The sequence below is a fragment of the Ottowia thiooxydans genome (genome assembly GCF_040548795.1).
In the GTDB taxonomy this organism is placed as follows: domain Bacteria; phylum Pseudomonadota; class Gammaproteobacteria; order Burkholderiales; family Burkholderiaceae_C; genus Ottowia; species Ottowia thiooxydans_A.
In genome coordinates this window covers 145699-164431 of the sequence record NZ_JBEPSH010000012.1, presented here as the reverse complement: position 1 = coordinate 164431, position 18733 = coordinate 145699, and the positions used below count along the sequence as shown (strand labels likewise).

17 protein-coding genes are annotated in these 18733 nt (G+C 58.7%); 10 read left to right on the top strand and 7 right to left on the bottom strand.

Annotated elements, in window-relative coordinates:
- Positions 1-271 precede the first annotated feature (271 nt).
- Positions 272-811, top strand: a complete 540-nt coding sequence (locus ABIE13_RS24780) for a GNAT family N-acetyltransferase (protein ID WP_354448506.1) — start codon at positions 272-274, stop codon at positions 809-811.
- A gap of 85 nt (positions 812-896) precedes the next feature.
- On the opposite strand, the gene ABIE13_RS24775 is transcribed toward ABIE13_RS24780, so the two are convergent.
- Positions 897-1358 (bottom strand): acyl-CoA thioesterase, encoded by a 462-nt coding sequence (locus ABIE13_RS24775; protein WP_354448504.1) that lies wholly within the window; start codon positions 1356-1358, stop codon positions 897-899.
- A gap of 41 nt (positions 1359-1399) precedes the next feature.
- On the opposite strand from ABIE13_RS24775, the gene ABIE13_RS24770 reads away from it, so the two are divergent.
- The 5 genes from ABIE13_RS24770 to ABIE13_RS24750 all read left to right on the top strand — a co-directional run bounded on the left by ABIE13_RS24770 (position 1400) and on the right by ABIE13_RS24750 (position 6661).
- Complete coding sequence (locus tag ABIE13_RS24770) at positions 1400-3292, top strand: ABCB family ABC transporter ATP-binding protein/permease (RefSeq protein WP_354448502.1); 1893 nt, start codon at positions 1400-1402, stop codon at positions 3290-3292.
- 183 nt (positions 3293-3475) lie between these two features.
- Positions 3476-4372, top strand: a complete 897-nt coding sequence (locus tag ABIE13_RS24765) for a transporter substrate-binding domain-containing protein (protein ID WP_354448500.1) — start codon at positions 3476-3478, stop codon at positions 4370-4372.
- A gap of 94 nt (positions 4373-4466) precedes the next feature.
- Complete coding sequence (locus ABIE13_RS24760) at positions 4467-5225, top strand: amino acid ABC transporter permease (RefSeq protein WP_354448498.1); 759 nt, start codon at positions 4467-4469, stop codon at positions 5223-5225.
- A gap of 2 nt (positions 5226-5227) precedes the next feature.
- The gene (locus tag ABIE13_RS24755) at positions 5228-5893 is read left to right on the top strand and encodes an amino acid ABC transporter permease (protein WP_354448496.1); all 666 of its coding nucleotides are present in this window, start codon (positions 5228-5230) and stop codon (positions 5891-5893) included.
- A gap of 30 nt (positions 5894-5923) precedes the next feature.
- On the top strand, positions 5924-6661 hold the full coding sequence (locus tag ABIE13_RS24750) for an amino acid ABC transporter ATP-binding protein (protein WP_354448519.1): 738 nt from the start codon (positions 5924-5926) through the stop codon (positions 6659-6661).
- A gap of 187 nt (positions 6662-6848) precedes the next feature.
- Here ABIE13_RS24750 and ABIE13_RS24745 read toward each other — a convergent pair whose 3' ends face one another.
- The 4 genes from ABIE13_RS24745 to ABIE13_RS24730 form a co-directional block, all read right to left on the bottom strand.
- Positions 6849-7982, bottom strand: a complete 1134-nt coding sequence (locus tag ABIE13_RS24745) for a helix-turn-helix transcriptional regulator (RefSeq protein ID WP_354448494.1) — start codon at positions 7980-7982, stop codon at positions 6849-6851.
- 240 nt (positions 7983-8222) lie between these two features.
- A complete protein-coding gene (locus tag ABIE13_RS24740) occupies positions 8223-9266 on the bottom strand; it encodes a DctP family TRAP transporter solute-binding subunit (protein WP_354448493.1) in 1044 nt (347 codons plus the stop codon).
- A gap of 117 nt (positions 9267-9383) precedes the next feature.
- A complete protein-coding gene (locus tag ABIE13_RS24735; protein ID WP_354448492.1) occupies positions 9384-10682 on the bottom strand; it encodes a TRAP transporter large permease in 1299 nt (432 codons plus the stop codon).
- Positions 10679-11260 carry a TRAP transporter small permease gene (locus tag ABIE13_RS24730; protein ID WP_354448490.1) on the bottom strand — a complete coding sequence of 194 codons (582 nt, stop codon included), beginning with the start codon at positions 11258-11260 and terminating at the stop codon, positions 10679-10681. The genes ABIE13_RS24735 and ABIE13_RS24730 overlap by 4 nt, the downstream gene beginning before the upstream one ends.
- Positions 11261-11605: 345 nt before the next feature.
- Here ABIE13_RS24730 and rnk point away from each other — a divergent pair, with 345 nt between their 5' ends.
- Positions 11606-12031, top strand: coding sequence for a nucleoside diphosphate kinase regulator (gene rnk / locus ABIE13_RS24725; RefSeq protein ID WP_354448488.1), 426 nt, complete (start codon positions 11606-11608; stop codon positions 12029-12031).
- A 695-nt stretch (positions 12032-12726) separates the two neighbouring features.
- Positions 12727-13764 carry a dihydroorotase gene (pyrC, locus tag ABIE13_RS24720; RefSeq protein ID WP_354448486.1) on the top strand — a complete coding sequence of 346 codons (1038 nt, stop codon included), beginning with the start codon at positions 12727-12729 and terminating at the stop codon, positions 13762-13764.
- Positions 13765-13856: 92 nt separating this feature from the next.
- Here the strand turns inward: pyrC and ABIE13_RS24715 are convergent, their stop codons facing one another.
- Both ABIE13_RS24715 and cls read right to left on the bottom strand, forming a co-directional pair.
- A complete protein-coding gene (locus tag ABIE13_RS24715) occupies positions 13857-15098 on the bottom strand; it encodes a low temperature requirement protein A (RefSeq protein ID WP_354448485.1) in 1242 nt (413 codons plus the stop codon).
- 152 nt (positions 15099-15250) lie between these two features.
- Entirely contained in the window at positions 15251-16708 is a 1458-nt protein-coding gene (gene cls, locus ABIE13_RS24710; RefSeq protein WP_354448483.1) for a cardiolipin synthase, read from the bottom strand.
- 210 nt (positions 16709-16918) lie between these two features.
- Between cls and ABIE13_RS24705 the strand changes: the two genes are divergently transcribed.
- Positions 16919-17707, top strand: a complete 789-nt coding sequence (locus ABIE13_RS24705) for a DUF3025 domain-containing protein (protein WP_354448518.1) — start codon at positions 16919-16921, stop codon at positions 17705-17707.
- A gap of 144 nt (positions 17708-17851) precedes the next feature.
- Positions 17852-18721: a protease HtpX gene (gene htpX / locus ABIE13_RS24700; RefSeq protein ID WP_354448482.1), complete on the top strand. Its 870-nt coding sequence runs from the start codon at positions 17852-17854 to the stop codon at positions 18719-18721.
- The last annotated feature ends 12 nt before the right edge of the window (positions 18722-18733 follow it).

Genomic DNA, 18733 nt, shown 5'->3' with positions numbered 1-18733 from the left:
TGCGGCGCCTCCCCGGGCGCCCCCGGCGTCCCCCCCGCGGGCGTTGTGTTTTACCCCCCCCCCCCCCCCCCCCCCCCCCCCCCCCCCCCCCCCCCGGCTAGGGGAGAGGGCGGGGTGAGGGTGCGACGCCGCTCGCATGAGCGCGACGTATCATTCTTCATTCAAGTGGTGTGAGCACGCCCTGGTCGGCCTGCCTTGCTGCTACCCCGATATGACGGCGCGCGGCCTGGGATGGGCGCGGCATTCACATACATCGCAAGAAGGTCTCTAGATGCGTTCGTTGACTGAAGTGAAATTCATTGCCTGCACTCACGACGAGCATGCGCAGGCGATCCTCAGCATCTTTAACGAAGCGATAGTTAATTCGACGGCTTTGTACGACTACCATCCCCGCACGCCGCAAAACATGGAGGGGTGGTTTCAGGCCAAGGCAGCTGGTAGATTTCCGGTGATCGGAGCGGTCGATCAAGACGGGGCTCTCCTGGGCTTCGCCAGTTATGGCACGTTTCGCGCATGGCCGGCTTACAAGTACTCCGTCGAGCACTCAGTCTATGTCCATAAGGATCACCGCGGCAAAGGCCTGGGCCACGCGTTAATGGGCCAACTCATTGAAGCCGCTCGCGCACAGCAGTTGCACGTGATGATTGGCGCAATTGACGCCGCCAACGCGGGCAGCATTGCGATGCACGAGAAGTTGGGCTTCGTTCACGCTGGAACCATCCAGCAGGCGGGTTTCAAGTTTGGAAGCTGGCTGGATGTGGCTTTTTACCAGCTTATTCTGAATACGCCGACTCATCCAGTGGATGGGTAGAACCCGCCCTCGAACCGCGCAGTGGACTCAACAGAGTGGCGAGCCTTGCGAGCACGTCAGAGGTAAAAACCCGCAAGGAGGGGCGTTACATAGCGCTTACAGGCACAGGCCTGGGTTTGCCTTGGTCATCAATCGCGACATACGTGAGCTGCGCTTCAGTGACCTTGATGTAGCGTCCCTGGTTGTTGAATCGCTCAGCGTAGACTCCCACATTGACCGTCATGGAGGTGCGGCCGATGCGTTCCATTTTTGCCAGGAATGAAAGAATATCGCCCACTCGAACGGGTTGCTTGAACACAAACTGATTGACGGCCACCGTCGCCATGCGCCCCTGGGCATAGCGGGCGGGCAATACAGAACCTGCCAGATCCACCTGGGCCATGACCCAGCCACCGAAAATGTCCCCGTTGGCATTGGCATCTCCGGGAAGTGGGATGACTTTCAAGACCAATACATGATCTGCGGGCAGCTCCACGGATTCGCCCTGCACCGGTTCTGTATTGGGTGGGCGCAGATGCGTGGTAAGCGGGCTTGTGATGTGGGACATGGGCACCATCTAGAAAACATAACGAAAGGCGATTTTCCAACATGCGCGGAGGCGGCGAGCAAAATTCTCCCGGTCGGACAGAGGGATTAGCAAAGGGCAGCACAGCGTCGCGGTCCGATTGGCGCACCCTGGCTCGGCTTTTTCCTTATCTGTGGGAGTACAAGTGGCGCGTGTGCGCTGCGTTCCTGTTCGTGATTGGCGCCAAGGTGGCCAACGTCAGCGTACCGGTGCTTCTCAAGAATCTGATTGACAGCATGACCCTCAAGCCGGGTGATCCGGCTGCGGTGCTGGTTGTTCCAGCTGGGCTGCTGCTTGCCTATGGAGGTCTGCGCTTGCTGACCTCCTTGTTCACAGAGTTGCGCGAACTGGTTTTCTCCAAAGCCACACAAGGCGCGTCTCGGCAGATCGCGCTCCAAACCTTCGAGCATCTTCACGCACTGAGCCTTCGTTTTCACCTTGAGCGGCAAACCGGTGGCATGACACGGGACATCGAGCGCGGCGTACGCGGCATCGAATCACTGATCTCCTATACGCTCTACTCCATCTTGCCCACGCTGGTGGAAGTCGCGATGGTGCTGATCATCCTCGCGGTCAATTTCGACCCCGGTTTCGCATGGATCACCTTGACGGCGCTGGGGGTTTATATCGTCTTCACGGTGACGGTGACCGAATGGCGCTCGCAGTTTCGCCGCCAGGCGAACGAGTCTGATTCCGCGGCCCATAGCAAGGCCATCGATTCGCTTCTGAATTTCGAGACCGTCAAGTATTTCAACAACGAGAATTTTGAGGCCAGGCGCTACGACGAGAGCCTGCAGCATCTGCGCAAAGCGCGGCTGAAAAGCCAGAGCACGCTCTCACTGCTCAACACGGGTCAGCAGATCATCATTGCGACGGGCCTCATTGCCATGTTGTGGCGGGCGACGCAGGGTGTGGTGGACGGCAAGCTGACCCTGGGTGATCTCGTGATGATCAACGCCTTCATGATTCAGCTCTACATCCCATTGAACTTTCTGGGCGTGATTTACCGGGAGATCAAGCAAAACCTCATTGACCTTGAGAAAATGTTCACCTTGATGGACCGCGAGCGCGAAGTGGCTGACGCCCCGGGCGCGGAAGATCTGAGAACGCATGGGCCGGTAGACGTTCGCTTCGAGCATGTGGACTTCGCTTACGAGCCTGCCCGGCCCATTCTGCATGACTTGAGTTTTTCAATTCCAGCGGGCAAGACAGTGGCCGTGGTCGGCCCTTCGGGTTCCGGTAAGTCCACGCTGGCTCGCTTGCTCTACCGCTTCTACGATGTGGGCGTATCGCCAGCTCAATCAGCGAATACGAATGCTCCGGCCCAGCCCGGCGGTCATGGCCGAATACTGATAGCCGGGCAGGACATTCGCGGCGTGACCCAGTCCAGCGTGCGACGTGCCATCGGCATCGTGCCCCAGGACACGGTGCTGTTCAACGACACCATCGCCTACAACATTCGCTATGGCCGTCCGGAAGCCACCGACGCGCAAGTGGAGCAGGCAGCGCGCGCAGCTCACATTCACGAACTCATTGCCAGCTTGCCCAAAGGCTATGCAAGCATGGTGGGTGAGCGGGGGCTTAAATTGAGCGGCGGAGAAAAGCAGCGCGTGGCGATCGCCCGCACGCTGCTCAAAGATCCCCCTATCCTGATCTTTGACGAAGCTACAAGTGCCCTGGATTCGCGCAATGAACGCGACATTCAGGCGGAGATCCAGAATGCGGCGCGCGGCAAGACCACCTTGGTCATTGCGCACCGGCTTTCCACCGTGGTCGATGCCCATCAGATTCTGGTCATGGAACACGGCCAAATCATCGAGCGAGGCACCCACATGGAGCTGCTCCTGGCCCGTGGACGCTATGCCGACATGTGGGCCTTGCAGCAGAATGCAGAGCGATCTGAAGAAAATCTTTGACCCGCTTCTGTTCAGGCACGAAAATTGATACGTATAAGTCGGAGCAAATAGTTCGCACAGAGGTCAATTTTTTGGCGAATTTCGCTCTTGGGTCTCAGAAATGCGGGTTAACGCGTACGGCCCACTTCGTAGAATTGCGTTCTCAAGGCTTCTGCCATTTCTTTTTTTCAAAGGACCATCCGCATGAAAAAACATCTTCTCGCCTTGGTGGCGTTCTCTCTAGTTGCTGGTGGCGCCGTGGCGCAATCAGTGGACACGCTTGCCAAGATCAAATCCCGTGGTGCCGTGAACCTGGGTGTGCGTGATTCTTCCGGGCTGGCTTTCACAATCGGCGGTGGCAAGTACGTCGGTTTCCATACCGAAATGGCTGAGCGCATCATCGAAGACCTGGGTAAACAACTCGGTTCGACCTTGAAAGTCAACTACCAGGTCATCACATCGCAAAACCGTGTTCCTCTGGTGCAAAACGGCACCATTGATTTCGAATGCGGCTCTACGACGAACAACATCGCTCGTCAGAAAGATGTGGCTTTCGCATTCACCACCTATGTGGAAGAAATTCGCATGGCCGTTAAGACCAGTTCCGGTATCAAATCCATCAAGGATTTGAACGGTAAGTCAGTGGCTACTACCACCGGCACCACTTCCGTGCAGACGCTTCGCAAGAACGAGCGCGCCAACGGTATCGACTTCAAGGAAGTTACGGGCAAGGATCACGCGGACAGCTTCCTGCTGCTGGAAAGTGGCCGCGCTGATGCATTCGTGATGGACGGCTCGATTCTGGCCAAGAACATCTCCACAGCCAGGAACCCCAAGGACTACGCCATTGTGGGCGAAGTCCTGAACGTAGAGCCCATCGCCTGCATGCTGCCCAAGGATGATCCTAAGCTCAAGAAGGCCATCGACGACAGCATCGTGCGTCAGATCAAGGACGGCTCGCTGGCCAAGCTGTATGACAAGTGGTTCATGCAACCGATTCCACCGAGCAATACATCGCTGAACATGCCCGCTTCTGAGAGCACCAAAGCCGCTTGGGCAAGCCCTAACGACAAGCCAATGGAAGACTACGCCAAGAAATAAACATGGCGCACTCGCAAGCGTAAGCTGCGCCCGCCATGAAAATGATGGCGGGCGTTTTTCGTTCTAAGAACGGCGCGTTGAAGGGAGGAGTGAGATGCTCAATATGGATTGGAAGGTATTCTGTCAGGATACCTTGACCGGTGATGTGGTCGCCGGATGCTTTGGAACAAAGGTTGACCCTACCTACCTCAATTGGCTGTTTTCGGCCTGGGGTTGGACGGTCGGCGTATCGCTGACGGCGCTCATCATTGCGTTGCTGGCGGGTTCCATCATCGGCGTGTTGCGTACCTTGCCGGACAGCCCCTGGTTGGTGCGCCTGGGCAATGCGTGGGTGGAGTTGTTTCGAAACATCCCGCTTCTGGTGCAGGTTTTTCTTTGGTATCACGTCGTCCCGGCGCTGGTTCCTCCCATGAGAGACTTTCCTCCATTCATCCTGATCGTGTTGGCGCTGGGTCTCTTTACTTCGGCTCGTATTGCCGAGCAGGTGCGTTCGGGTATTCAGGCGCTGCCCAAGGGGCAACGTTATGCAGGCATGGCGCTGGGCTTTACCACCCCGCAGTACTACAGGTACGTGATCTTGCCCATGGCCTACCGGATCATCATCCCGCCGCTTACCAGCGAATCGATGAACATTTTCAAGAACTCCGCGGTGGCCTTCGCGGTGTCCATTCCGGAGCTGACGCAGTTTGCATTGCAGGCGGGTGAGGAGACCTCGCGCCCCATTGAGGTATATCTGGGAGTCACCGTGCTCTACATTATCTCGGCGATGGTCATCAACCGCATCATGGCTTTCATAGAAAAGCGTTCCAGAGTTCCCGGCTTCGTAGCGGCCGGTACTGGCGGAGGACATTGAGCATGAACCTCGATTTTTCCATCCTCAACTGGGATCTGATCCAGAACTTCATCCTCAAGGGGCTGTATTTCAGCTTCATGTTGACCATTGTCGCCACGCTGGGCGGTATCTTCTTTGGCACCATCCTGGCGCTCATGCGCTTGTCTGGCAAGAAGTGGCTGGACGTACCGGCGGCGATCTATGTCAACGGCATGCGCTCCATTCCACTGGTCATGGTGATCCTGTGGTTCTTCCTGCTGGTGCCTTTCATGATTGGCCGGCCTATCGGGGCAGAGTATTCCGCCATCGTGACTTTCGTGGCTTTTGAAGCCGCGTATTTCAGCGAGATCATGCGTGCAGGTATCCAGTCCATTCCGCGCGGCCAGGTGTTTGCCGGCCAGGCCATGGGCATGACCTATGGGCAGAACATGAAGCTGGTCATCCTGCCGCAGGCATTTCGCAACATGCTGCCGGTACTGCTCACGCAGACCATCATCCTGTTTCAAGATACCTCGCTGGTCTACGCCATTGGAGCCTATGACCTGCTCAAGGGATTCGAGACTGCGGGTAAGAACCTGGGCCGCCCGGTAGAGATGTACCTGATGGCTGCCGTGCTTTACTTCATCCTCTGCTATGCGCTGTCCTGGCTGGTCAAGCGCTTGCACAAGAAAATTGCCATCATTCGCTGACCGGAAAGAGAGATTGATATGTCTGATTACATGATCCAGGTAAAGAACGTCTCCAAGTGGTATGGCCCTGTTCAGGTGCTCAACGACTGCTCGGTCAATATCACAAAGGGCGACGTGGTGGTGGTTTGCGGCCCTTCGGGCTCGGGTAAGTCGACTCTGATCAAGACCGTCAACGGTCTTGAGCCCATCCAGAAGGGCGACATCATCGTCAACGGGACGTCGCTGACGGACTCCAAGACCGATCTGCCCAAGCTGCGCAGCAAGGTCGGCATGGTGTTTCAGCACTTCGAGCTGTTCCCGCACCTTTCGGTGACGGAAAATCTCACCATCGCTCAGATCAAGGTACTGGGCCGCAAGCCTGATGAAGCCAAAGTCCGTGGCCTGAAGATGCTCGACCGCGTGGGGTTGATGGCGCACAAGGACAAGTTTCCTGGCCAGCTTTCCGGTGGCCAGCAACAACGTGTCGCTATTGCGCGCGCCCTGTCCATGGACCCTGTGGTGATGCTGTTCGATGAACCTACTTCCGCGCTGGACCCTGAAATGGTGGGTGAGGTGCTCGACGTGATGGTCGGGTTGGCGCACGAGGGCATGACCATGATGGTCGTCACACACGAGATGGGCTTTGCCCGCAAAGTCGCCAATCGGGTGATCTTTATTGACGTGGGTGGCAAGATTCTGGAAGATTGTTCCAAAGACGAGTTTTTTAATCACCCAGAGAACCGTCAGCCGCGCACCAAGGACTTCCTGAGCAAGATCCTCCAGCATTGATCCATCCCCCTGAGGCGCTTGTGCGCCATCTCCAGGGGCGCGCCACCACTAGCCGCTTGGTCAAGCAAGCCTTGCGGCTTCGGACGACCAGGCTCCCCAATTCAGTGGCGAGGCAGATTCGAACGTTCCTACCAGGGACCCTGTGCTGATGCCATTCGATCAGCCCCTGAAAAGCTAAAGCCTGAATCTATCGAACCGGCGGCAAACTTCCCAGTAGTCGGATCAGGTCCTGCTGGCGCGTAGAGCCAGTCTTGGCGAAGATGGAGGAGAGCTGCGAGCGCACTGTGCTGATTTTCACGCCCAGTTCCAAGGCCATTTCTGCGGGTGCACAGCCTCTCAGCATGAGGGGCAGCAAGCGCGCCTCTGCGGGGCTCAAGCCGAAAATACGCATCACAAAGTCAGAGACCGCCGGAGGTGTTTCGACATGCCTGGCCAGGAGCAGCATGCACGCCCCTGGTTGTATTTTCTCGGGCGCCGGCCCACAAGGTTCTTCTATCGGTAAAGTCAGAGCCATCAGTTTGGGATTGGTCTGGCCAAAAGCAGCTCCGCCGCCCTGCCCGCGAGCGCAGGCATGTACCAACGGCCCTAATGGTTCGTGCAAGGCCACGCGTTGCGGCAAGCTTCCCAGCCAACGTGCAGAGTGCGGATCTGCCATCAATGTTCGAACGCCTTGGTTGGCGTAAAGCACCCGGCCTGCGGGGTCCAGCATGACCACGCCAAAGTCCAGCGCGTCCAGGAAACGGTGCAGCAGGGTCACTTGTTCCTGCAGGCGACGCGTACTCCAATGAAGGTCGAACGCACGAACCACATGCGGGAAGATCAACTGCATGATGGCTATATCGTCTTCGCTGAAATTGGGCTGATCAGGCCGACGAAAGAAACTCAGGTGAGACGGAGGTGCCAACCCCGGCACACTGCCGTCTGATACCGCCGAAACCAGCAGATATTCGGTCGAGAGTGGCGCCAGATACTCTTTGTAGAAGCGGCTTTGACGAAATACCGGTAGGGGCACGATGTCACTGCCTCGCGCAATATTGCCCTGAACGAACAAGCCGTCTGCGACGCCCTGTTGAAGCCAGATGTCGTGCTGCCACCAATAGTCGGAATAGGCGCGGGCGGCTTCGTCGGAGTGATTCCAGGCAGCATAAAAGCTCTGGTCGCGTTGTCCCTGACCGGCCGCCACCAACATCGAGAAGCTGGCGTCGAAGAGTTCGGCCATGACGCGCAAAGCCTCCGGCCAAGCCTCGTCTTGCCCCACGGCACCATAGAGTGCGTGTTGTATTCGACTGTATACGGCCAGCGAAAGTTGGGCTGCTTCCACTACATCCCTTTGTAAGCCCCCCGTTTTTGGCACAGGTTCATCTCGCACGCAAGCGAGAAATTCCTTGTAGACATAGGGCTTACTGGGTTATCAAAACCTCGGTTCACAGGATCGATGCCTGCCTCAGCCTTTTCAGACTTATCTCGGTAGAGGAGGCATCTGAGCGCCTGAATTTCGACGTAACGCCTCGGCTTTGAATGATCACCGAGGCGATTAAGTGCTCAAGGCTGGTGCCTCGGCTTACTTCTTGCGTGCTGCGATAGCTTTTTCAGCTGTGGTCACAAGATCAGCGCCAATCTGGTTTTTCCATTTGGTGTAAATCGGCTGGGTGGCTTTCACAAAAGCTTCACGCTCGCTGGCGGAGAGGCGGGTCACCGCGACGCCCGTGCCTTCGATCTCCTTGAGCAAGGGCTGGCCTGGCTCCACCATGCCTTTGCGGGCCAGGGCGAGTTGTTCTTTTCCGGCTTCAAGCGCGGCTTGGCGTACGGCCTCGCGGTCGGCTGGCGTCCAGGAATTCCACACTTCCTTGTTGACCACGAAGATCAGCGGATCCGCAACGTAGCCCCACATGGTCAGGTGCTTTTGGCCCACTGTTTGAAGCTTGGAGGCGGTAAAGATGCTCAGGGGATTTTCCTGGCCGTCCACGGCGCCGCTGGCGAGAGCGGGTTGCGCGTCAGCCCAGCTCATTTGCGTAGGGTTTGCGCCCAGAGCTGTAAACGTTTCCAGGAACAGTGGTGAGCCCACTACACGAATCTTCAGCCCTTTCAGGTCTGCCGGCGTCTTGATTGCATGCTTGGAGTTGCTGATTTCACGGTAACCGTTTTCTCCCCAGGCCAGCGGCAGTACGCCCGCCTTGTCGATGGTTTCGAAAATGCGTTTACCGACTTCTCCCTGCGTCAGCGCGTCGACAGCAGCGTAGTCGGGCATCAGGAAAGGCATCGAGAAAAGGTTGAGCTGCCGGACCTGCGGAGACCAGTTGATGGTCGAGCCGATGGCCATGTCGATCACGCCTTGGCGCAGCGCGGAGAATTCACGCGTCTGATCCCCTTGAATCAATGAAACGCCAGGGTAGAGTTTGATGTTGATACGGCCATTGGTCTTCTCGCGTACTTTATTCGCCCATATTTCGCCGCCCTTGCCCCATGGAAAGGCGGTGCCCAGCACGAGCGACATCTTGTATTCGCTCTTGTAGTTCTGGGCCACAGCAGGGGCAGACAGGCCCAAGCCAGCCACAGCTGTGGCGACTGTGGCGAGAGCGAGCAGGGTGCGTCGAAGTTTGATCATGATGGAAGTCTCCTTTTAAAAATGGCTAGCAAGGTCGGTAGAAAATCTTGTCATGGCCCTGGGCATGCAGGGCCTTCTGGAACAGCTATCTTGAGCGGAATGCAGGCACGGCGTGCATCAGTATCCGAGCACGCCCGGTAGCCAGAGCGCCAACTGCGGCCAGACGATCACAGCCACCATGACCAAGCCCATGGCCAGCAGCATCGGACCCACCCAGCGCACGGTCTCTTCCATTCGTACATTGGCTATGCGGCAAGAAACCATCAGATTCACCGCCAGAGGGGGTGTAAATTGGCCCAGCGCCACCTTCAGGGTAAGCAGCACCCCGAACCAGACCGGGTCCCATTTGTAGTGCTCAACGATAGGCCACAGCAAGGGCACGAAGATCAGGAAAATGGAGACGCCGTCAAGGAACATGCCCACGGTGATCAGCAGGAGAATGAGCAGGGTAAGTACCCCATATTCGCCCAGGCCGGAATTCAAGATGGCACGCGTGATCGGGTCAATCACACCCAGCGTCGAGAGTGAATAGGCGAAGATGCCCGCCAGCGACACCACCAGCAGAATCACCGCCGAGAGCTCGCCTGATTCCTTCAGAATAGGAAACAGGTCACGCAGGGTCATGGTGCGGTGGATCACCATACCCACGAACAGCCCGTAGAACACGGCGACCACGGCAGCCTCCGTCGGTGTGAACCAACCCGCGCGCATGCCGCCCAGGATCAGCACCGGTGCTGCCAAGCCCCAGACGGCCTCGCGGAAACTCTTCCAGAACGGGGGGCGGGGCATGGAGGCTTCCAGCGCACCCATGTTGTGCCGCCGGGCAAGCCAGACCGCAGGCACGATCAGCGCCAGTCCTGCCAACACGCCTGGAATCATGCCCGCAGCAAAAAGTGCTGGAACAGAAGCGCCGGGCACCAGGACAGAATAGACGATGAACGCCACAGAGGGAGGAATCAGGATATCCGTGGATGCCGCTGCGCCGACTACGCTGGCCGAGTAGCTGGCTGGATAGCCGGCTCGGTTCATGGCGGCGATCATCACCGCGCCCACGGCTGCTGCATTCGCAGGGCCGGAGCCCGAGATGCCACCCAAAAACATGGCCACTGCAATGGCCACCAGAGGGAGCATGCCCGGTCCGCGTCCCACGATGGCGACCGCAAAATTCACAAGCCGCAGCGCCACACCCGATCGATCGAAGATCGAGCCGACCAGAACGAACATCGGGATGGCGAGCAGAGGGTACTTGCCGAGGCCGGCGTAGAAATTCTGCGGCACGGCCAGCAGGCCGAACCACTGTGCATCGCTATTGGCAATCGCAATGGCTGCCGCGCCAGCCAACCCCAGCGCCGCGCCAATCGGTACGCCAAGCAACATCATCGCGATGAAAGCGGTAAACAACAGAGTCGCGATCATGGTGCATGTTCCTCCGCACGAACTTCGGGTGAAGTCGGCAGGGCGGGGTCATCAGAGGCTGCAACACCTTTGCGCCGCATCAGTCCAATGGCACGCAGGGTGATGGCCACAGAAATGATGGGCAGCCAGATTGAATACCACCACTGAGGCACGCCAATCCCCGGAGAGGTTTCGCCGTACTGAATATCGTCCCACACCATGCGCACTGACAGGGCGGCGATGAGCGCGAAAAGCAGTGCAACCATGGCCGCACCGAATTTGGCCAGCGCGCGCTGCCGGCTGATGGGGCCGGAGTCGGCAAAGTACTCGATACGAATATGCCGATTGCGTGCCACGGCGGCGGAGCCCGCCACCATGGACAGGGCGATCATCAGGAATATGGAGACTTCCTCTGTCCACGCGAACGACGCATTGGTGAAATAGCGCACCAGGACGTTGGCGAAGGTGATCAAGGCCAGCGCCGCCATGATCAAGACCGTGAGCCAGTCTTCAATCTTCAGGGGCACCCTGGTCTTGGATTCGGCCTCGGAGGGCGGGGTGGCTCCGGAGTTCTCTCCGGGAGAAAGGGGGGAGGTCATGCTGTATTTGTTTTAAAGCGCTCAAAAAAAGCGCTTCAGGCGCGCTAACCCCCTATTATCGGGGCTCGGCTGGCCTTTTGCGCCTGCAGCCGCTATCATGCTTGCATGCAAACCCTGAGTGCGTTGCCCGTGTGCACGTCGGCCATTTTGGCTGGCGCTGCCATTGTGCGCGCGCGCTTTGGCGCTCATCAGCTCAAAAGGGCGACCACGCCCCACGGAATGCGCCACTCGGCCGCACTCCCCTGAGCCCGACGATCGCTCTCCTCTCCCTCTCCAGCGCCTCCCTCTCCAGATCGTCGGGCCTTGCCCGCCAGCGCTGCTTTTCCTATTCGACAGGAGATTGCAATGACTTCCAATATTCAAGTGCTTCGCCGCGTGATCACCGAGCTCGACCACGTCCGTATCTACAACCTTTTGAAGCGCCAGTTCGGCAACACCAGCGCCCCGCAGGCTGAAGAGCTGAGCGAGGCCATAGACAACGCGGATCTTGTGCGCCCCCAAGAGATAGGCCCCGATGTCGTCACCATGTACAGCAAATTGCGTGTCCTTGACACGGCAACCGGTGAAGAGCGAATCATCACGCTGTGCTATCCCCCTGACGCAGATGCAGCCACGGGCATGATCTCTGTACTTTCGCCGGTAGGCACCAGTCTGCTTGGATTGAGCGTTGGCGATGTGGCACGTTGGCACGTGGCGGATGGCAAGGAATCGGCCATTGAAATACGCGCCATTGAATTTCAGCCGGAGGCGGCTGGGGACTATACGAGTTGACTGATTCCCCCCTGAGGCGCTCACGCGCCATCCCCCAGGGGACGCAACCAGCGGCCTGGAGTAATGTGGCTCCCCCTGAGGCGCTACGCGCCATCCCCCTGGGGGGGACGCAGCCAGCGGCCTGGCAAAGCCAGCTCCGCGGCTACACCCGCATGGCCTGCTCCGCGGCCTTTTGATTTTGGCTCCCTCTCCTGCGGGCGGGAGAGGGAGTAAAACCATCGCTTGCGACCAATGCGTGTAGGGCCGAGCGAAGCAATGGCCCGAGTGGGTGTCCCACCCCCTTTGGCCGTGCCGAGGAGCACAGGGCCTGGGGCGGGCAAGAGCACTGCAAGATGCTCTTGCTTCGTGAACTAGCTTGCGGCAGCTGTCTGAGCGTATTGAGCGAAGCGAAAGCAGCGAGTTCTGCCGCACCGCCTTGGGCACGAGCACCGCAGGTTGCCCGGAGCGAAGCGCAGGGTCACGGACAGTGGGGCCGCCTTTCTTTTGCCTACTTTTCTTTGGCGGAGCAAAGAAGAAGTAGGTGCGCCGCCGGGCGCACACCCCGGCCTCCGACCTCAATGAATGAGCAGAAGTTAATTGGTAATCGCAGCCGTACCCCAATTTCTTCGTCTGCAAATAGCCAGAAATACCGTCTCACCCCGCTCCAAAACAAAGCAAAAAACACCCCACCCCGGTCTCTGAGAAAATCCCCCCTCATGACCGCCCCCCAAACCCTAACCATCACCCGCCCCGACGACTGGCACCTCCACGTCCGCGACGGTGCCGCCCTGAACTCCGTGGTGCCCCACACCGCAGCACAGTTCGCCCGCGCGATCATCATGCCGAACCTGAAACCGCCCGTGACCACGGCCGCTCAGGCTTTGGAATACAAGGAGCGCATCCTGCAAGCCGTGCCTGCCGGCATGGACTTCGAGCCCCTGATGACGCTCTATCTGACGGATGTGACTCCAGCGGAAGAAATTGCTCGCGCCAAGGAAGCGGGTGTCCATGCCCTTAAGCTCTACCCCGCCGGCGCCACCACCAACAGCGACGCCGGAGTGACCGACATCCGCAAAACCTACAAGACGCTGGAGGCCATGCAGCGTGCAGGTCTCAAGTTGCTGGTGCATGGCGAGGTGACTGATTCGGAGATCGACCTGTTCGACCGTGAAGCCGTTTTCATTGACCGTGTCATGCAGCCGCTTCGCCGCGATTTTCCAGAGCTGAAAGTCGTCTTCGAGCACATCACCACCAAGGAAGCGGCTCAATTTGTCGAGCAAAGTGACGCCTACACGGCAGCTACGGTGACTGCACACCATCTGCTCTACAACCGAAACGTCATCTTCCAGGGCGGTATCCGGCCACACTACTACTGCTTGCCTGTCCTGAAGCGAGAAGAGCACCGCCAAGCCCTCGTCAAAGCCGCCATCAGCGGCAGTCCCAAGTTCTTTCTGGGTACCGACTCTGCTCCCCACGCCTCACACTTGAAGGAGCACGCCTGCGGATGCGCTGGCTGCTATACCGCGCTGACGGCGATGGAGCTGTACGCTGAGGCGTTTGAGGCTGCAGGTGCTCTGGACAAGCTGGAGGGCTTTGCTTCCTTCTTTGGTGCAGATTTCTACGGCCTGCCTCGCAATACGGGCACAATCACGTTGCGCAAAGAGCAATGGCAGCCACCAGAACAGGTACCCTTTGGCGACACAGTGGTTAAACCACTTCGCGGAGGTGAAACCTTGGGATGGAAGTCTCTGTAAGCCGATCGAACGCCACCTGGTTTCAGCATCGCATCCTGTGTATCAAGGGATTGGATCGCCTGCTTCGAGTCGAATCAGCGATGGGACTTCCCTTACTGCACCGCGAAACGATCGGCCCGCCGCTGACGTCCCCTTTCGTTGTAGATGATGGCGATGGCAGGGCCCAGCGAAAGCAACACCAGCCCCCAGGGCAACGGCAAGCCCTGCGCCACAGCCAGAGGGCCAAGGCCAATGCAGGCCAACACAACGATTACAAGGCCCATCTGGTTATCCTGGGCGCGAGTGACATATCGATAAAGAGCCCAGATAAAGAACACAAATAGTGCCTCCGGGATGGCGACGGCGCTGATGGCAAAGAGCGGTGAAGACGCGTGGCTGGCCTGCTGGGTGGCTTCACTGGTCGCCTTCAGCGTATCGGCTACCACTTCCAGTCCGCTGCCGACCGCCGCGAGCGCGGCGAAGGCGAAATAGTGGCCGTACCCCCAGCCAAAACTTCGATTACGGTGGTGGTGAAGAGCTTCTCCTGAGGGGAGCAGGAAATACATCCACCATAGACAGAATGCGAGCAGTGCTCCGCCTAGTCCCACAAGGCCTACATCCCATGAGGAGCCGTGTGCTTGCACCAACCCCGCTATGGCATTGGTGGTGCCCAAGATGGCCTCGCCCAGGATCATGATGACGAAGCCGCTGTACCGCTCTGCGATATGGTGAGGGTGCCAGGGGGTCGCCGGTCCGGGACGCTCCGCCCAGGCCGGTACCGATAGGTCCAGCGCTACCAAGACAATTAGCACGGGCCAGATCATGCCCTCTGCCAGCCAGCCTTGTGAGCGCGCCATATGGAACAGGATCCAAAGCACTTGCACGACGGCGATGCCTGTGGCGTAGCGCCAGCACACGGCGCGGCGCTCAGCGTCTCCCATCCCGGCTCGTATCCACTGGATGCACAGCGGCAGCCGCATGAGTGCGTACCCCAATACACCCAGAAAAAACTGTCCTTCAAACAGGCCAGGCACACCGGTTGCAAAGACCAGCACCCCGCCCATCTGCAGGAGTGTGAGTATGCGATGGACCGCATCATCGTTGTCGTAAGCAGAGGCGAACCAGGTGTAGTTCATCCAGGCCCACCAGATAGCGAAAAACGCCAGCAGGTAACCAGGCAGTGCTTGCACTATGTGGTGCGCTCCCTCCGCGTGGTGCAGTTGGGCAGCGGCCAATGCCACCGCCACCACAAAAGTCAGATCGAAAAGCAGTTCCAGAGGGGTTGCGACACGGTGTTGCTCGTGTATGTCGCGTCCGCGGATGGAGCGCTTGAGAGGGGCCGGCGAAAGGTTCATGAAACGACCAATCCTTGGGATTCGTCAGAATGTTAATCACGAACACATGGGTGAGGCAGCGTTTTTTTGCTCAGCCCTCTGATTTTTGTACTTTATCGCACGGGAATTGCGGTTGCGAACACCGCTGAGCCCTCGGTTCCCAGGCGCGTCGCCTACAGCACCGGCCCCAGTGTGGCCATGACGTTGTTCCAGATGCGGCGCCACCAAGGCCACTGCTGAACCTGTTCCAGAGTCACGGTGTCTGCCTGGTCGATGTAATGTTGCTGGCGCGCCTGCACGGCTGCAGTCGTGCCCTTGTCCTGGAGCAGCATGTTGTTCTCGTAATTCAAGTCGAAGCTGCGCAGATCGATGTTCGTCGAACCCACCAGGCTGACCTCGCCATCAGCGGTCAAGGTCTTGGCATGCAGCAAACCACCGCGAAACTCATGGATGAATACACCCGCCCGCAGCAAGCGGTGATAGGTGCTTCGGCTGGCTGCGGCCACGATCCACGAGTCATTGCGCTTCGGGAATATGAGCGTGACCTTCACACCCCGAAAAGCTGCGGCACAAAGCGCTTCCATGACCGTCGCATCAGGCACAAAGTACGGGGTGGAAATGGTCAGTTCGCGCTGCGCCGTGGCAATAAGGGTTGCAAACAACTGCGGTGTTGATCGGCTTCGTTCAGTGGGACCGTCGCCCACCATTTGAGCGGCAAAGCCGTCAGGGTGTGCCAACGTCTCTTGCGTCAAGGGGTTGAAACTGTCGTCGCCGGTGGCCTGCACCCAGTCGCTGGCAAACAGCAACTGCACCTGGCCCACGGGAGGTCCTTCCACGCGCAGCATGATGTCCACCCATGGGGCATACCGCGCCTTGACCAGAAAAGCAGCATCCGCACAGTTCTGGCTGCCCACATAAGTCACCCGCCCATCGATCACCGTGATCTTTCGGTGATTGCGAAGATCGATGCGGCTGGTCAGGACGACTTTCAGCAGGTTGTTGATGGGCAGGGCCACGGCCAACTTCACCCCAGCCTCTTGCATGGAGCGCCAGAGCGCGGTGCGAATCAGAGGACGCGAGCCGAGCCCGTCTACCATGGCGCGGCACACCACCCCTCGCTTGGCGGCACGGATCAAGGCATGGGCGATATCGGTTCCCATCTCATCGCCCAGCCATATGTAATAGAGGACATTGATTTCGTGTTCTGCCAGATCCATGTCGGCCAGCATGCGCACGCGCGTTTCGTCGTTGCCCGACATCAGCTCGGCACGGCATCCGGAAAGTGGAAAGAAGCCGTTGACAGATGCGGCATACCGAAAGACACCCTGCCATTGAGGGCGAATGAGCGTCGATATGTTCTCCGGCTTTCCCAGCATGTGCCGAACGGGCGTGTTGTCCGGCCAGTGCTTGCGCATGAACTGGGCCACTGGTTGGTGGCGGCCGGTAAGGCGCCGGCCCAGATTGATTTCACCCAGCAGGTAATAAAGCACTACGCCAACGTAAGGCAGCAGCGTGAGCACCATCAGCCAGGCCATGCGCTTGTCGGGCGAGAGATCGTCGCGCAGCAGCACCCGCATGGCAGCTGCCACCACCAACAAGCCATGCAGTACGAGCAAGACGGTCGAGATCATGGCCGCTCAGGTGGCGATGAACTTGGAGCACAGCGTGCGCACTGGGCTCGAGCAGGCTTGAAGGGCATTGATTTGATGGCGCCTAGGAGGCTGTCGGACTTGGAAATCGCCGGCTGCGAAATGGCCGCAGCGGTCCATTTTCTCGCTATCGGCGCTCCAAGTCCGACAGCCTCCTGGATTGCTTTTTCGCTTGTGGCAGGATTGGAGAACATGGTAACCCAAGCTCTTCAAATCAACTGGAATGCCCCCTGGTGGGAGGCGGTGCGTTCACTCGGGCAGCCGGCGCTGGCCAGTTGGACGGCTGGAGCGGGTGTGGCTCAAGCATTGAATGCCGTTGGCCCAGCGCCAGTCAGCTTTGTGCCTCACCACGCGTTGGCTGAGGGCCAGGCGTATGAACGTTTTATTTTTGAGCGCCGTGCGGTGCCTACGCGCGACAATCTTCACGACTTCCTCAATGGCCTGATCTGGTTGCGTTATCCGCGTGCAAAGCGCCGCATGAATGCCCTGCAGGCGCAGGAGATTGCCGCCAATGGTGTTCAGGCCACCCGGGGGCCGGTGCGGGATGCGATCACCGTGTTTGACGAAAACGGGGCCCTGCTGGCAGCTCCCGAACCCCTGATGAGCGCGCTGAGAGAGCGGCAATGGGACGAACTCTTCGGACCCCTGCGGCCGCTCTGGGGGCAGGCAAGGCTCTGGCTGCTCGGGCATGCTGCACTGGAAAAACTGGTTTCACCCTACAAATCGATCACTGCACACGTGATGGCCGTCCCAAAGGAATTGCGAACACCTGACGAGGCGGACGAATGGCTCGCGGACTGGCTGTGTGCAGAGCGCCTTGTGCCCAAGCCCTTCGTACCCCTACCACTTCTGGGCATACCGGGCTGGTGGTCGGACAATGAGGACGCCGGTTTCTATGACGACAAGGCGGTGTTTCGACCCAAAAGGGCTGCGTTGGCCGAATCTGCCGGTCGCTCTGCAGTGCGTCAGAAGGCGCTTTGACACGCCTCGACAAGCTCAAAGCGTGCGCTCGCAGCATTCTGGCGTGTAAATTGCTGGAACCTAGTCATTGAAAACTGTTCAAATACGCCCCAATTACCAAACTCGGCGTGGCCGAGCCCATCTAATAAAGGAAAAAGGGACCCGATGAAACGCATCATGTTGTTCGTTATGACCAACGTCGCCGTTATGGTGGTGCTGGGCATCGTCACCAGCTTGTTTGGTCTGAATCGCTTTGCTGGCCCCAACATGCAGGTGGGCCAGCTCATGGTGTATTCGCTGGTGATTGGCTTCACTGGCGCCATCATTTCGCTGTTGATCAGCAAGCCCATGGCTAAAAGCAGCATGGGGGTCAAAATCATCAACCAGCCCGCCAATGCCGACGAGGCCTGGATTGTCGAGACCGTGCGCCGCCTGTCTGAGAAAGCCGGCATCAAGATGCCCGAAGTGGGTATCTACGAGGGTGAGCCCAATGCCTTCGCCACGGGCGCTTTCAAGAATTCAGCCCTGGTCGCGGTTTCCACTGGCCTGTTGCAAGGCATGACGCGGGAAGAGGTCGAGGCAGTGCTGGGGCATGAGGTGGCCCACGTAGCCAATGGCGATATGGTCACCATGACTTTGATCCAGGGCGTGATGAACACGTTCGTCGTGTTCCTCAGCCGCCTGATTGGCTCGTTCATCGACAGCGCCCTGCGCAAGGGCAGCGACAGTTCTGGCCCTGGAATTGGCTACTATGTCAGCACCATCGTTCTGGACATCCTGTTCGGCTTCCTGGCCGGCATGATCGTCGCCTGGTTCTCACGTCACCGGGAATATCGCGCAGATGAGGGTGCTGCACAACTGATGGGCCGCAAGCAACCCATGATCAGTGCCTTGCAGCGTTTGGGCGGCATGCATCCAGGGGAGCTGCCCAAGACTATGCAGGCGATGGGTATTACTGGTAGCTTGGGCAAGCTGTTTGCGTCGCACCCTCCCATGGAAGAGCGCATCGCTGCACTGCAGGCTTACAAAGGCTGAATGGGGGCGGGC